The organism is Haloarcula vallismortis ATCC 29715, from assembly GCF_000337775.1.
Lineage (GTDB): Archaea > Halobacteriota > Halobacteria > Halobacteriales > Haloarculaceae > Haloarcula > Haloarcula vallismortis.
The window spans coordinates 188,189-202,226 of sequence record NZ_AOLQ01000065.1 but is presented as its reverse complement, the minus strand read 5'-3'; the positions used below and the strand labels follow the sequence as shown (position 1 = coordinate 202,226).

The window sequence follows — 14,038 nt, the reverse complement described above, 5'->3', positions numbered from 1 at the left end:
CAGTTTCCCTGTACACACATGGACGACAGCGAACTAACCGATGTCCTCGAAGATGCCGGTCTCTCCCCGTATCAGGCGGAGGCGTACGTGGCGTTGCTGGGGCTGGGGACCGCATCGGCGACCGACATCGCTGACTCCTGTGACGTTCCAGACCCGCGGATCTATGACGTGCTCAGGGACCTGGAAACGAAGGGGTATATCGAGACGTTCCAGCAGGATAGCCTGACTGCTCGGGCGCGAAATCCCGACGTAGTGCTCGAGGATTTGCGGTCACGGTCGAGCAAGTACCTCGACGCGGCCGAAACGATCGAGGAACGCTGGAACCAGCCCGAGATATCCGAGCACGAGGTCAGTATCGTCAAGCGGTTCGAAACGGTCGTCAGTCGGGCCCGGGAGCTCATCGAAGCGGCCGAAAACCAGATTCAGGTCGGTGTGGACCCGGAGCAGTTCTACGCGCTTCGTGAGGAACTCATTGCTGCCCACGACCGCGGTGTGAACATCAAACTCAGCATCTGTACGAGTCCTGGCGAGGACGTTCCGCCGCTTTCCGACATCGAAGGGACCTGTACCGAGGCCCGGAATCGTAATATTCCGGCCCCGTTTTTCGTGCTCGTCGACCGGACCTGGACCTGCTTTGCGCCCCATCACGACTCAGTCAACGAGTACGGTGTGCTCGTCAAGGACCGGACCCACACCTACGTTTTCCACTGGTTTTTCCTGACCTGCCTGTGGGAGATCTGGGACACACTGTACACCGAGCGGACGCCGGAAACCCCGACGACGTACGTCGACCTCCGTCACGCTGTCCGCGATATCGAACCGCTACTGAACGAGGACGCGATTATCGAGGCTGTCGTCGAGGGGTACGAAACGGAAACGAAGGAGTCAGTCGAACTGACCGGGCGTATCACCGCCGTCGACTACACCGGGAGTAGCATCGGACGGACGGACCCGGTCCCGCTTGCACAGATGGCCGGCCGGATCAGTGCGACGCTGGTCACCGACAACGGGACATACGAAGTCGGCGGCTGGGGGGCCGTCATCGAAGAAATCGAAGCTACCGAGATTACCATCACGGACGTCACGTACGAATGACAGAGACGCCGCTTTTGTCGACCAGTAAACTCACACTCAGTTTGCGCGTTTGAGAACCTCCGTGTGGCAAGCGGGTGTTTGACCTATCCCTGCGTATATATACTGAATGATTTATGCAATTCCAAACAGTCAACAACATATCACGTCTACGGGGCTGAGGGCGACCGTTAACAACACCTGTGGTTAATTATGGACAACCTTTAAGGTGTGTCCGGGATAGCTCAGAATAGATATGTCGGACAATGGCACAAGCGGCGAGCGGAACTCGACAGGCGTCTCCCGGCGACGGTTCGTCCGTGCTGCCGGAGCAGCAGGTGTCGTCGGAGGACTAGCAGGCTGTGCTGACTTCGTCGGCGGTGGCGAAGGCGGCGACGGTGGCGGTGACGGCGGCGACGGCGGGTCGACCGGTGACGGTAGCAGCGGTGAGACGACGACGGTCCAGTGGGGCTTCGACCCGGTGGCCGTCCAGAACAACGGCGACGCGATCAAGCAGGCACTGCACGACAACGGACTGTCGGACAACATCGAGATAGAATTCGTCCCGCGCGACCAGGACACCGGTGCGGCCCGGGCCAACTACAACCGACTGCTCTCGGCCGGCGAGACGAATCCCGATATGTTCCTGATGGACAACGGCTGGACGAACATCTTCATCCAGCGGGGACAGCTCCAGAACCTCTCCGAGACGCTGCCGGAGGACCTTCTCTCGGACGTCTCGGACAACTACTTCTCGGCCTTTACCGACACGGCGCGGAACCCGAGCAACGGGAACCTGTTCGGCGTCCCGGTGTTCCCGGACTTCCCGACGATGCAGTACCGCAAGGATCTCGTCGAGGAAGCCGGCTACAGTCCAGAGAGCAACAACTGGGCGACCGAGCCGATGACCTGGGAGGAGTGGTCGAACATCGCCGCGGACACCTACGACAACGCCGATGTCGACTTCGGATTCACCACTCAGTGGGACATCTACGAGGGAACCTCCTGCTGTACATTCAACGAAGTCATGTCCTCGTGGGGCGGCGCGTACTTCGGCGGCCGCGACAACCTGTTCGGCCCGATTGGCGAGCGGCCGATCACGGTCAACAACTCCGAGGTCCACAACGCGTTGAACATGATGCGGAAGTTCGTCCACGACGAGGACTTCGGCGGCCAGTTCGAGGGCTATGGCGGCGGCTTCACCCCGACCGAAATCCTCGGCTGGAAGGAGGAAGACGCTCGCGCGCCGTTTGTCAACGGTAACGCCGTTTTCCACCGGAACTGGCCCTACTCGCTGGCACTCGGTGGCCGCAACCCGGACGAAACCGATGATCCGGCGCTCGGCGAAAACCTCGGTGCGATGCCGATTCCGTACGCTGTGTCCGAGAGCGAAGCGGCACAGCCCGGTACGGGTGGCTCCACGGCTGCACTCGGTGGCTGGCACATGACGGTTAATCCCAACAGCGAGAACATAGACGCCGTGACGGAGGTCATTCGAGCCGCCATGCAGCCGGACTTCCAGCTCACGTTGCTGTCCGTTCAGGGCTGGCTGCCGCCGCGGCCTGAACTGTTCAACTCCAGCGAGGCGCAGAACGTGCCCGTCGTTGGCCGGTACATGGACACCCTGCAGGTCGCGGGTGACAACTCGATGCCGCGCCCGGTGACGGCTGTCTGGAGCGACCAGTCCAGCAAGATCGCACAGCAAGCGAACCGCGCAGTCGGTCAGGAAGCCTCCTCGGCCGACGCGATGGCGACGCTCGAGTCCGCGCTGGAAGAGACCGAGCAAACCTGAAGCCACGGGCAAGCGTTACAAAACCATCCCTGTGATTATTTACCATGACACATTCAAACGACGGACGGAGGTAACCAAATGAGCACAGAAACCGGCCGTGAATCCAGACGCTCGGGGGCACTCGTCAGCGTGATGCGGTGGATGGAGAACCTCAGCGACACGCAGTACGCGTATCTGCTGTTGATACCCGTGTTCGTGCTTTTGGGTATCGTCGCGTTGTACCCGCTGTTGCGGACCTTCGAGCTGTCGCTGTTCAAGCTCTCGGCGGACTTTTCGAGCACTACCTTCGTCGGCGCTGGAAACTACATCGAGCTGTTCACCGGCGAGAAAAACCGGTTCCTCCCGGGCGGAACGACGTTCCTCCCCGATGGGTTTAGCATGAGCGCGATGCTGAACAGCGCACTGGTCGTCACGGTAATTTTCGCCGTCGTGAGCGTGCTTTTCGAGACGCTTATCGGCCTTGGGCAGGCGCTCATTCTCGACCAGGACTTCTACGGCCGGCGGTGGATTCGCGCGGCTATCATCATCCCGTGGGCCGTCCCAATCGTCATTCAGGGGATGATCTTCTTCCTGATGTTCAACGCGAATGTCGGGTTCCTGACGCCACCGCTTGCTGACCTCGGACTGCTCGCGCCGACGAACACGCTCAACGACACGGCGAGTGCGACGTTCATCATCATCGTCGCCGACATCTGGAAGACATCGGCGTTCATGGCCCTGCTCATTCTGGCGGGGCTACAGAGCATCGACCGGGGCCTGTACGACGTGGCGAAGGTCGCCGGCGCGACGAAGTGGCAGCAGTTCAAGCTCATCACGTTCCCGCTCATCCTGCCGACTATCGGCGTTGCCGTACTGTTCCGATCAGTGCAGGCGATGCGGGTGTACGGCATCATCGATACGGTGTCGAGCTGTACTGTTGTGCCGTCGCTGTCGTGTATGGTTGTCGCAACGTTCACCACCCGTGAAGGGACATCCGCGGCTATCGCGTTTGTGACGGCCGCTATCATCGGGGCGGTCGTGATGGGACTCATCGTCTGGCAAGGGGAGGACGCGATCTAACATGGCGACGCCAACTGACACCCAGGAGCAGCCAAGCGACGGACCGCTACAGCGCTGGACCCAGAGCGCCATCCAGGACCCGGAGAAAGTGTACCGGGCGCTGTTCTATGCGGCGATGGTGTTTTTCCTGGTGACGACGCTGTTCCCCTTCTACTGGCTCGTCGTGCTGGCGGTGACCCCCGAAGGGAGACTGCTATCGGGCAGTTTCCTCCCGACTGTGGATCTCTTTGGCGTCAGCGGAACGTTCCCGCTCCCGGTTCCGAAAGGCTTCAACCCGGGCGCGTTCGTCACGGTCTTCGAACAGGTGCCGTTCCACCTGTACATGCTGAACAGCTTCGCGCTGGCGGTCACGACGACGGTCATCGTCCTGTTCGTGGCGAGTCTCGCCGGCTACGTGTTCGGGCGGCTCCGCTTCCCCGGCCGCGCACTGCTGATGCTGGGGATTCTGGCGATCAGCTACTTCCCGCCGGCCGCGTTCGTCATCCCGCTGTTTCAGGCGTTCGCCGGCAACGCGCCGATTACGGTACCGTTTACGTCTATTCCGCTGTTTACCCCACCGCGGCTGCTGAACACGCCGGGGTCGATGGTACTGCCGTTCAGCGCGCTGTTCATGCCGCTGTCCATCTTCATCCTGACGACGTTCTACGGCCAGATTCCGGACGGGCTGGAGGACGCCGCCCGGGTCGAAGGAACGACACGACTGGGCGCGCTGTTCCGCGTCATCATGCCGCTGTCCGCGCCGGGCGTGGCGACCGCGGCCGTGCTGACGTTCATCGCCGTCTACAACGAGTACTTCTTCAGCTCGATTATGGCGACTTCCCCGGAGGCAGCCAAGTGGTCGCCTATCGTCGGCGGAATTCTCAGCTACCAGACCCAGTACACGACGCAGTTCAACCTCATGGCGGCCGCGAGCATCGTCGGGGTCCTCCCCGTCGTCATCCTCGTGATCGTCGCACAGGAACGCATCGTCAGCGGACTGACCTCAGGCGCACTCAAGGAGTAACACAATGGCACGAGTACAACTCGAACACGTGACGAAACGCTACGACGACCAGGGTGACGTGGTCACCGCGGTCGACGACATGAACCTCGACATCGCCCACGGCGAGTTCATCTGTTTCGTCGGCCCATCCGGTTGTGGGAAGTCGACGACGATGGAGACCATCGCCGGGCTCACCATCCCAACCGAGGGTGAGATTTATATCGGCGACCGCGAGGTGACGAACCTCCCGCCGAAGGACCGCGGCATCGCGATGGTGTTCCAGAACATCGCGCTGTTCCCGCACATGGACGTGTACGACAACATCTCCTTTGGGCTGCGGCTACGGGACTACCCACAGGACGAGATCGACCGCCGGGTCGAGCGGGCAGCTGACATTGTCCAGCTAGAGGGGATGCTCAACCGGATGCCCGAAGAGATGTCCGGCGGGCAGCGCCAGCGCGTCGCCATCGCCCGCGCTATCGTGCGCGAGCCCGACGTGTTCCTGATGGACGAGCCGCTGGCGAACCTTGACGCGAAGCTCAAGGTCCACATGCGGACGGAGCTCCAGCGCCTGCACAAGGAACTGGACACGACCATCATCTACGTGACCCACGACCAGGAGGAGGCGATGACGCTGTCGGACCGCATCGCCGTCCTTGATTCGGGGCAGCTCCAGCAGATCGACCCGCCACTGACCTGTTACAACGAGCCGGACAACCTCTTTGTCGCCGGGTTCATCGGCTCGCCGTCGATGAACTTCGTCGAGGGGCAAGTCACCGAGAACGCGCTGGAGACGCCGAACTTCGATCTTGAGTTCAATCCGTCGTCTATCGAGGGCGTCGGAGTGGGTGACAGCGTGACACTCGGCATTCGCCCGGAGGACATCTATCCAGGCGAACTCAAGTCGGAGGTCCCGGACCCGTCGGGAATGATAACTGCCAAAGCCGACATTCTCGAACCGATGGGCGACGAGATATTCGCCTACCTCCTGCTGGGTGAGGGCGAGACGTCGATGTCGCAGGAACTGGCGACGAACGACCAGTTACTGATGAGCATCGACCCCGACTCTGATCTCGAAGAGGACGATGAGATCGGGGTCGTCATCGACCGACGAAACGTTCACCTGTTCGACTCAGCCAGCGGCGAGGCGATTGTTCACGACCTCATTCCGTACGAGGCGGGCAGCACGGCTGCCGGCAGCGAAGTGGAGACCGACGACTGATATGAGCAGTCATCTCGCGATGCTGTACTGGAGCGGGATGCTCGTGCTGTTTTTCTTCTGGGCGTACGGCATCGTGTCGTTCATCCTGGACCTGAAAAACAAGATTGTCCCGGGCATCATCCAGTATCGGCGCGGCCGACGCCGCGAGAAGGCAAAGCAAGAACACGAAGAGGAACGCGAAGAGCGTGAAAAGCAGTTGTATTAACCCGACACCGGGCGCAGTCTTCGAGAACAATGACTGAGACAGTTCGGATAGGCATCGTCGGACTGGGCAACATCGCGGACATCCACTGTACGAATCTCCGCCAGCTCGATCAGCCGGTTTCGATAACGGCGGGCGTCGACATCGATGCCGATGCGCGCCGCCGGTTCGCCGAGACGTACGACGCGGCAGTGTACGAGGAGGCCGCGGCGATGTTTGAGACGGTCGATGCCGTGCTGGTGACGACGCCGAACAGCTACCACGAGCAGTACGTCGTGGCGGCGCTCGAAGCGGGGCTAGACGTGCTCGTCGAGAAGCCGCTAGCGCACACGTTCGAAAGCGCTGAGCGAATCGCCGCGGCCGCTGACGCGGCTGACGGGTTCTGCATGGTCGGCTTCCACAATCGGTTTGCTGACCCGGTCCAGACGCTCGTGGGCTACCGCGACGCGGGCGACATCGGTGAGGTGTCACACATCGAAGCGAACTACATCAGGCGTCGCGGCGTCCCCGGACGAGGGTCATGGTTCACGCGCAACGACGTGGCCGGTGGCGGCTCGCTCATCGACATCGGAGCTCACGCTATCGACCTGTCGCTACACGTCGCCGGCCACCCGGAAGTCGTCGAGGTGTCCGGTGACACTCGCGCCCAGTTCGGCGTCGACGAGGAGTATGCCTACGTCCAGATGTGGGGCGAGGACAAGGGTGCAGACGAGTTCAGCGTCGACGATTCCGCGAGTGCGTTCATCCGCTGTGATGACGGCACGACAATCTCTCTAGAGGTTGCGTGGGCAGCGAACCGGCCGGACAGTCAGGCGTACTATGTCCGCGGAACAGACGCGGGCGCGAAACTCGACCTCACAGACCAGTCGCTGGCACTGTTCGAAACGGCTGACACTGGCCGGATGCATCATCGGACGACCGACATCGAGACACAGCAATCGGACCCACAGCGAAAAGAGCAGGCACGGTTCGTCTCGGCGGTCCGGGACGGGACGCCACCGTCGGTGAACACCGTCGAGCAGGCATTGCGGGTCCAGCGCGTGATGGACGGTATCTACCGCTCCAGCGAATCTGGCGCGGCGGTCACCGTCAGCGAGACAGAGACCTGAAGAAAGACTTAATCCCCAGTGTTCTCACTCTCTGCCTGGCATGAAAGTGATTGGTGTTACGCGGGACGACGACGGCCCACAGCTCTTAGAGCGGGAGCGACCGTCGCCTGACCCGGGCGAGGCGCTTGTCCGGACCCTCCGCGTTGGTGTTGACGGCACAGACCACGAAGTCCTGAACGGCTCCCACGGTGGGTTTCCCGACGGGACAGACCACATGGTTCTCGGACACGAGGCGGTCGGCGTCGTCGAAGAGCCCAATGGCACGGGGCTTGAGACGGGGCAGGTCGTCGCGCCGACCGTCCGGCGGAAGCCGAACGGCGAAACGAACGAGTATTTCCGCCGGGGCGAACCCGACATGGCTCCGGACGGTGAGTACACGGAACGTGGCATCGTCGGCGACCACGGCTTCATGGCCGAGTATTTCACGTCGCCGGCGGACTTCCTCGTCCCGGTCCCCGAGTCAGTCGCGGAGTACGGCTTCCTCGTCGAACCGCTTTCGATCACGGAAAAGGCGAACGAGCACGCGTACGCGACGCGGGAACCGTTCGACTGGCGACCAGAATCGGCCTGCGTGCTGGGCAACGGCTCACTCGGCCTGCTGACGCTGTGGATGCTCGAACAGGAGTACGACCGGACCTACTGTGTCGGCCGGCGGGATCGGCCCGACCCGACGGTCGACATCATCGATGACATCGGGAGCACGTACGTCGATTCCCGTGAGACGCCAGTAGACGAACTCCCGGACGCACACGAGGCGATGGACTACATCTACGAGGCGACCGGGTTCGCCCCGCACGCGTTCCAGACCGTCAAGGCGCTCGACCAGAACGGGGTCGGCGTGTTGCTCGGTATCCCGGAGCCATGGGAGTTTGAAGTCGATGGCGGCTCGCTGCACAACGAAATCGTCCTGCACAACAAGTGTCTCATCGGGACGGTAAATTCACACGTCTCGCACTTCGAGGACGCCGTCGAGACCTTACAGGAGCTTCCGGAGTGGCTGCTCGACGATCTGGTCACGACGGTTACCGACCCGGAGCATGTCGAGGCCGCCTTTGAAGATGGAGATGACCAGATAAAAGCGGTCGTCGAGTTCGATTCGCTGTAAGTCCCCGGGTCGAACCGCGCCCGAGCTTTTTGTCGCAATATGGGCTTGATATACCCCTTCTTACAGGGGTGATTTCGGGGACATATAAGATAATAGATGTAAATTAGCTAGGTATTTACTCACATATGATTAATTTGTTCCACCGCTCAAACACGGAAAATCGGGAAATATGGATGATTTACCGGGATTGACCCGAATGTCAAATGCTGACTTTCCCTATACAGAAGTATTAAGTGCGAATCTTCAATAAGGAATTATGAGGTATTGGTGCAACCATGACTGACGACAATTCAAATAAACGGTTGACGCGGCGTAACGCTCTTCGGATTGCTGGCGCAGCAGGTGCGGCCTCGCTGGCTGGCTGCGGTGGGAGTGACGGTGGTGATGGCAGCAGCGGCGACGGCAGCAGTGGTGACGGTAGCGATGGCAGCAGTGGTGACGGCAGCAGTGACGGCGGCAGTACTGACAGCGGTTCGCAGTATAGCACACTTGAAGTCGCCCACTGGTGGGGTGAAGGCGACGGACTGGAAGCGATTCAGTCCGTTATGGAGGCCTTCAAAGAGCAGCACCCGGACGTTCCGTTCGACGAGAACCTCATCGCCGGCGGTGCGGGTGACAACCTGCAGGCGAACATCCGGACACGGGTACAAAACGGCAACCACCCGAGTACGTGGCAAGCCTGGCCCGGAAACAATCTGCTCCCCTTCACCGATGCGAACCTGCTGAAGGATATCGGTGACTCAGTGTGGTCAGAGAACAGCATGGAGGACGCGTACCTTCAGGGTGTCAAAGACGCGGCCCAGCCTGCCGGAAACTACGTGACGGTGCCGCTCAACATCCACCGGATCAACAACCTCTTCTACAACGTCGAGGTCGTCGAAGACGCCGGAGTTGACCCGGCATCCATCGAAACGCCGTCTGACCTCGTCGACGCGCTAGCGACGGTCGACGACGCCGGCTACACCGGAATGGCACACCAGACGGGTGCGCCGTGGTCCAGCTTCCAGATGTTCGCGACTGTTCTCCTCGGCGAAACGGACGCCGAGACCTACAGCGCTATCTTCGTCGACGGTGAAGTCGACGCCAACAGCGACGCGCTGGAGTCAGCAGTCGAGACCACACAGGCCTATCTCGACTACATCCCGAGCGACGCCGGTTCGATTTCCTGGACCGAGGCCAACAATCAGGTCATCAACGGCGAAGCGGCGTTCCTCCACCAGGGTGACTGGGCGGCCGGAACGTACATCACGAACGACCTCACCTATGGTGAGGAGTGGGACCATGTCCCGTTCCCGGGAACCGAAGGGAACTACGCGCTCAACATGGACTCGTTCCCGTATCCGGTCAACAACCCGTCGCCTGAAGCGACCACGCTGTGGTGCCAGTTCGTCGGTACGACTGAGGCACAGGAAATCTTCAACCCCAAGAAGGGGTCGATTCCGCCACGGACTGACGTGAACACCGACCCGTTCAACGACTTCTCCAAGGACCAGATAGAGGACTTCCAGAACAGCGATGCCCAGCCGCCGTCAGTCGCACACGGCCTGGCCGCACCGCCGGCAGTCAAGTCCTCGCTCGAGTCCGCTATCTCATCGCTGAACTCCGGTGCTTCGCCCGCGGACGTCGTCTCCCAGATTTCCAACGCCTACTAACACCGCACCGACAGCGCACATTTTTTCGCCGTGGTGACTCGAACTGGCGAATCGACTCGAACAATCGGAGTCACAGGGTAAGCAGCCGCTGTGACAGGACAGTGAACAGTGGCAGACACACGCGACCGATCCTGAAACTGTCTGCTGAATAGAGTGCCGAAGTTCTTAGTACTCGACTCGCAAACGCCCAACCATGTCTAGTGACGACTTGGAAGCATCGCTCGAACAGGTAATTGCGCGGTTCAATCTCGGCGAGTACGAGATTTCAGCCTACCTGGCCGTGTTGCAACACGGCGAGCTGACAGCGTCGGAGATATCGGAGAATACGGACATTCCACAGCCGCGGGTGTACGATACGGTTCGAAGCCTCAGCGACGTCGGGCTGGTTGAACTCAAGGAGTCCCGGCCGATGAAAGTCCTGGCTATCGACCCGCGGGAAGCCTTCGAGGGGATACAGGACTCACTCGATGACCTCGTTGACGACCTGTCCTCGCGCTACACAGCCCCCGCACGGGAGCCCGAGGCCGTCTCGCTCGTTAAATCCCGGCCGACAATACTCCGGTACCTCGAAGATATCATCGAGACGGCCGAGTACGAACTGACGCTGTCCCTGACCCCAGCCCTGTTGGAGCGGTTCGAAGACAGACTCGCGGCTCGGAAGCAGTCCGGCATCGCTATCGAAATCCTCATTTCGCCGGAGGTGGACGCCCCCGACCCGGCACGGTTCGATTACGAATCCATCGCGACTACGGTGAAGGCACGCCGCGGTATCACGACGCCGGTCGTCGCCGTCGCCGACGGGAACTACTCGATGTACGCGACCCGTGAGAGCGTCCGCGGTGACACGGACCGATACGGCGTCATCTTCAACCGGTCGGAACTCGGGTTCCTGGTGTCCGGGTTCCTCAACACGGTGCTGTGGACGACTGCTGAAACGATTGCTAGTGACGGAGAAGGGCTGCCGTTCCCGCGCCGCTACGGGACGATCAGACGCTGTATCTCCGATTTGGTGACGCTGGACGGTGAGTTCTATGCGACCATCGAGGGTCGGGATGTCGAGACGGGCGACCACCGAGTCGTCGAGGGCAAGGTAGACCAGGCGTCGTTCAGTTCGAACCGCGAGGTCGCGACGCTGGTCGTTGAAACGGCCGACGGGCCAGTCGAAGTCGGTGGCCAAGTCGCTGCGTTCGAAGATATCGAAGCGTACGAGATCCGGATTGGGACGGACGAACCCCCCGAGAACTGATTCGATACCGTCGGTTGTGGCTGTTTTTCACGATGACTGCCCGTGCGCGGACGGGCGAGACGGAACTGAGGGACGGTAGTCTCTGTTACGAGGACGCAACTGGACGAGTCGACAGCGGAGACAATGAGCACCGTGGATGGGCAACCCACGGTGATTGCATGACCCTTCGGGCTGGCGACATATGTCAGAGGCACGACATCGCCTGACCCGAACGTGGCAACTCCACAAGACCAACGTGCTCCATTGCGTTCAGCGGGGACGTGGCCTTAGGTGGACAGCAACAGTCACTGCGTCGTGAGCGATAAAAAAGATGGACACATTGGCTGCAATAATATCCAATGCCCGAGAGAATAGTGTCCTATCCAAAGAGAATTCCATTACAAATGGAAACTGATATGTGGGAAAAATATGAGCTACACAGTATGGGGACAGTATGGGCGTAGAATCGCTAATACAGTACGTCCGAACGTCGTCCGTCCGGACGGACATCATCGGCTCGCTATGTCCCGGAGCCAAGGCCACCAACGAACTGCTGTCAGCGGTGACTGCAAGCGAATCAGCGATTTACGATGCGCTCTCGAATCTCGAAGGCTGCGGTCTGGTCACATCGATGGATGACGGGTGGCAACTTACCGGTACCGGCCGCCTCGTGGCAGATACGATTCACCGCCAACGGCGGCTTGAGGAACTCTTTGCCGTCGACTCCCGGTACTGGGAGTCTCACGATACGTCAGTGTTACCGCAGCCGTTCCGGTGTCGCCTGCCTGAACTTGACGACTACACGGTCATCCGTGGCACACAGACCGATATCAACCGCCCCGTCCGCGAGGTCGTCACTCGCGTCGAGAGCGTCCGGAGCTGCGATGTGGTCTCGCCTGTGTACCACCCCGAATACGAGGCGGCTATGCCAGACAATGCCGATTCGAGGCTAGTGGTCAGCTGTGCTGTAATCGACGAGATGCGCGACAAGGAGTCCGTCTCCCTCGATATGAATCGCTACGAGGAGACGACTGTTCGCGTCACGCCAGTCCCGTACGCACTCGCCGTCGCCGACGACTGGATGATCCTGACGCTTCCAGAACTCGACGGGGCCTGGCCGTCGGCGAAGATTGTCTCCGAAACCGATGGCGCTATTTCGTGGGCACGGGACCTGTTCGCGCATCTCTGGGCGGATGCAACCCCGATAGAAATGTATCTCGCTGATCACTGATTTTGGTAAACCTAAACATTCAAGAACCGTGGGTGCTGACGGATGAGCAATGGCTATTCAGGGCACACGGGCTGACGATTCAGCCGGGTACACGTTTGACGACCTCGCAGTCGTCATGGGGACGTACAACGAGGAAGAAGCAATCGGCACTGTCCTCGACGATATCGCGGCGGTGACCGACAGGCGTGCCGAGGTCGTCTGCGTCGACGGCTCCAGCGACCGGACGCCGGAGATCGCCCGCGAACACGGTGCGACAGTCATCGAACAGGAACCGCAGGGATACGGTGTGGCGGTCCGCGAAGCCGTGCTGACGCCGGATCGACCGGTCGTCGTCACGACGGACTGTGACGACACGTATCCGATGGAACGTCTCCCCGACTTCCTCGCAGAAATAAACGACGGGGCCGATGTCGTCAGCGGCGACCGGCTGTACTACGGGGCCGAACAGATGCCGTCGATGAACAAACTGGGGAACGAACTGTTCGCCTTGCTTGCAAGCGTCCTCATGGGCAAGCGCGTCCACGACACGACCACCGGAATGCGCGCGTACCGCCGCGACGTCCTCCAGAAGATCGTCTGGACGGAAAACACCGGACTCTCGGCGGAGCTGCTCATGCGGCCGCTGATGCGCGGATACGACGTTCGTGAGCGCCCCATCGAGTACGACGAGCGGAAAGGCGAGACGAAACTCGATCCGTTTTCCGGCGGGGCCGCCATCGCAAAGTCAATCGTCCGAGTCGCGCTTGAAGAGCGGTTCCGATAACACCGCCGACGCAGTCGGCGACGGACTCCGGCTTACCGCTCGTCCGGTGGCTGCTGATAGCTACTCGCCCCGCCAGGGTAGCCCTGCGGATTCTCGATACCAACGAGCGTTCCGCCGGTCGGCGAACTGTACAGCGCAAACAGAAGATCGTTGACGAGGTAGTAGCGGACGCGGTGCCGCGGGTCGCCATGTGGGTCCGGGTCGGAGGCCTTGACGCCCATGCCTCGCAGCGTTTCCTCTTGCGTTTCTGTGTCCAACGCGGCGAAGACTGTGTCCTCCCATTCTTGGGCGTACGCGTCGAGGTCTGCAACGGCGGTCGACATTTCTGTTGCCCGCTCAGGGTCTGCCTCGACTCGCCCGGTGACGTAGCTGTCGACGAATTCCTGTACGCCCGTTACCTCGCTCGGATAGACAATAGCGGCGACGGCGCGGTACGTCTCGCGCTCGTGGTCGCCGAACTCTGATTCGGCTGTAGCAGTGTCGTTTTCGGCTGAATCGGCCGTCTCATCGTCTCCCGATTCGTTCCAGACGAGCGCCGCCGCGCCGCCGGTAACGGTAACACCCGCCGCACCGAGCGCTTTCAGCGCGTCACGTCTGGTGAGTTCGTAGTCAGTCATCGTTGCGT

13 protein-coding genes are annotated in these 14,038 nt (G+C 60.9%); 12 read left to right on the top strand and 1 reads right to left on the bottom strand.

The features are described 5' to 3' along the window. Positions 1–18: 18 nt before the first annotated feature. From C437_RS15960 to C437_RS15905, 12 genes are all read left to right on the top strand, one after another. On the top strand, positions 19–1,095 hold the full coding sequence (locus tag C437_RS15960) for a TrmB family transcriptional regulator (protein WP_004518026.1): 1,077 nt from the start codon (positions 19–21) through the stop codon (positions 1,093–1,095). Between the two features lie 232 nt (positions 1,096–1,327). Continuing rightward, complete coding sequence (locus tag C437_RS15955) at positions 1,328–2,863, top strand: extracellular solute-binding protein (RefSeq protein ID WP_004518025.1); 1,536 nt, start codon at positions 1,328–1,330, stop codon at positions 2,861–2,863. Between the two features lie 78 nt (positions 2,864–2,941). After that, positions 2,942–3,922: a carbohydrate ABC transporter permease gene (locus C437_RS15950; RefSeq protein ID WP_004518024.1), complete on the top strand. Its 981-nt coding sequence runs from the start codon at positions 2,942–2,944 to the stop codon at positions 3,920–3,922. 1 nt (position 3,923) lies between these two features. Further along, the gene (locus tag C437_RS15945; RefSeq protein WP_004518023.1) at positions 3,924–4,925 is read left to right on the top strand and encodes a carbohydrate ABC transporter permease; all 1,002 of its coding nucleotides are present in this window, start codon (positions 3,924–3,926) and stop codon (positions 4,923–4,925) included. Positions 4,926–4,929: 4 nt separating this feature from the next. Further along, positions 4,930–6,126, top strand: coding sequence for an ABC transporter ATP-binding protein (locus tag C437_RS15940; RefSeq protein ID WP_004518022.1), 1,197 nt, complete (start codon positions 4,930–4,932; stop codon positions 6,124–6,126). Position 6,127: 1 nt separating this feature from the next. Further along, on the top strand, positions 6,128–6,331 hold the full coding sequence (locus C437_RS15935; RefSeq protein WP_004518021.1) for a hypothetical protein: 204 nt from the start codon (positions 6,128–6,130) through the stop codon (positions 6,329–6,331). A 29-nt stretch (positions 6,332–6,360) separates the two neighbouring features. Continuing rightward, positions 6,361–7,437: a Gfo/Idh/MocA family protein gene (locus C437_RS15930; RefSeq protein WP_004518020.1), complete on the top strand. Its 1,077-nt coding sequence runs from the start codon at positions 6,361–6,363 to the stop codon at positions 7,435–7,437. A gap of 40 nt (positions 7,438–7,477) precedes the next feature. Further along, positions 7,478–8,542 carry a glucose 1-dehydrogenase gene (locus C437_RS15925; protein ID WP_004518019.1) on the top strand — a complete coding sequence of 355 codons (1,065 nt, stop codon included), beginning with the start codon at positions 7,478–7,480 and terminating at the stop codon, positions 8,540–8,542. 275 nt (positions 8,543–8,817) lie between these two features. Continuing rightward, complete coding sequence (locus C437_RS15920; protein WP_004518018.1) at positions 8,818–10,194, top strand: ABC transporter substrate-binding protein; 1,377 nt, start codon at positions 8,818–8,820, stop codon at positions 10,192–10,194. Positions 10,195–10,387: 193 nt separating this feature from the next. After that, positions 10,388–11,440 (top strand): HTH-type sugar sensing transcriptional regulator TrmB, encoded by a 1,053-nt coding sequence (trmB, locus tag C437_RS15915; protein WP_004518017.1) that lies wholly within the window; start codon positions 10,388–10,390, stop codon positions 11,438–11,440. Between the two features lie 433 nt (positions 11,441–11,873). Continuing rightward, positions 11,874–12,650, top strand: a complete 777-nt coding sequence (locus tag C437_RS15910; RefSeq protein WP_004518016.1) for a helix-turn-helix transcriptional regulator — start codon at positions 11,874–11,876, stop codon at positions 12,648–12,650. Positions 12,651–12,699: 49 nt separating this feature from the next. Further along, a complete protein-coding gene (locus tag C437_RS15905; RefSeq protein WP_004518015.1) occupies positions 12,700–13,413 on the top strand; it encodes a dolichyl-phosphate hexose transferase in 714 nt (237 codons plus the stop codon). Positions 13,414–13,445: 32 nt separating this feature from the next. Here C437_RS15905 and C437_RS15900 read toward each other — a convergent pair whose 3' ends face one another. Further along, the gene (locus C437_RS15900; RefSeq protein ID WP_004518014.1) at positions 13,446–14,030 is read right to left on the bottom strand and encodes a gluconate 2-dehydrogenase subunit 3 family protein; all 585 of its coding nucleotides are present in this window, start codon (positions 14,028–14,030) and stop codon (positions 13,446–13,448) included. Between the last annotated feature and the right edge of the window lie 8 nt (positions 14,031–14,038).

Excerpts from the sequence above, each read along its gene's own strand:
- C437_RS15960 (WP_004518026.1), top strand. The coding sequence starts at position 19 with ATGGACGACAGCGAACTAACCGATGTCCTCGAAGATGCCGGTCTCTCC.
- C437_RS15955 (WP_004518025.1), top strand. The coding sequence starts at position 1,328 with ATGTCGGACAATGGCACAAGCGGCGAGCGGAACTCGACAGGCGTCTCC.
- C437_RS15950 (WP_004518024.1), top strand. The coding sequence starts at position 2,942 with ATGAGCACAGAAACCGGCCGTGAATCCAGACGCTCGGGGGCACTCGTC.
- C437_RS15945 (WP_004518023.1), top strand. The coding sequence starts at position 3,924 with ATGGCGACGCCAACTGACACCCAGGAGCAGCCAAGCGACGGACCGCTA.
- C437_RS15940 (WP_004518022.1), top strand. The coding sequence starts at position 4,930 with ATGGCACGAGTACAACTCGAACACGTGACGAAACGCTACGACGACCAG.
- C437_RS15935 (WP_004518021.1), top strand. The coding sequence starts at position 6,128 with ATGAGCAGTCATCTCGCGATGCTGTACTGGAGCGGGATGCTCGTGCTG.
- C437_RS15930 (WP_004518020.1), top strand. The coding sequence starts at position 6,361 with ATGACTGAGACAGTTCGGATAGGCATCGTCGGACTGGGCAACATCGCG.
- C437_RS15925 (WP_004518019.1), top strand. The coding sequence starts at position 7,478 with ATGAAAGTGATTGGTGTTACGCGGGACGACGACGGCCCACAGCTCTTA.
- C437_RS15920 (WP_004518018.1), top strand. The coding sequence starts at position 8,818 with ATGACTGACGACAATTCAAATAAACGGTTGACGCGGCGTAACGCTCTT.
- trmB (WP_004518017.1), top strand. The coding sequence starts at position 10,388 with ATGTCTAGTGACGACTTGGAAGCATCGCTCGAACAGGTAATTGCGCGG.
- C437_RS15910 (WP_004518016.1), top strand. The coding sequence starts at position 11,874 with ATGGGCGTAGAATCGCTAATACAGTACGTCCGAACGTCGTCCGTCCGG.
- C437_RS15905 (WP_004518015.1), top strand. The coding sequence starts at position 12,700 with ATGGCTATTCAGGGCACACGGGCTGACGATTCAGCCGGGTACACGTTT.
- C437_RS15900 (WP_004518014.1), bottom strand. The coding sequence starts at position 14,030 with ATGACTGACTACGAACTCACCAGACGTGACGCGCTGAAAGCGCTCGGT.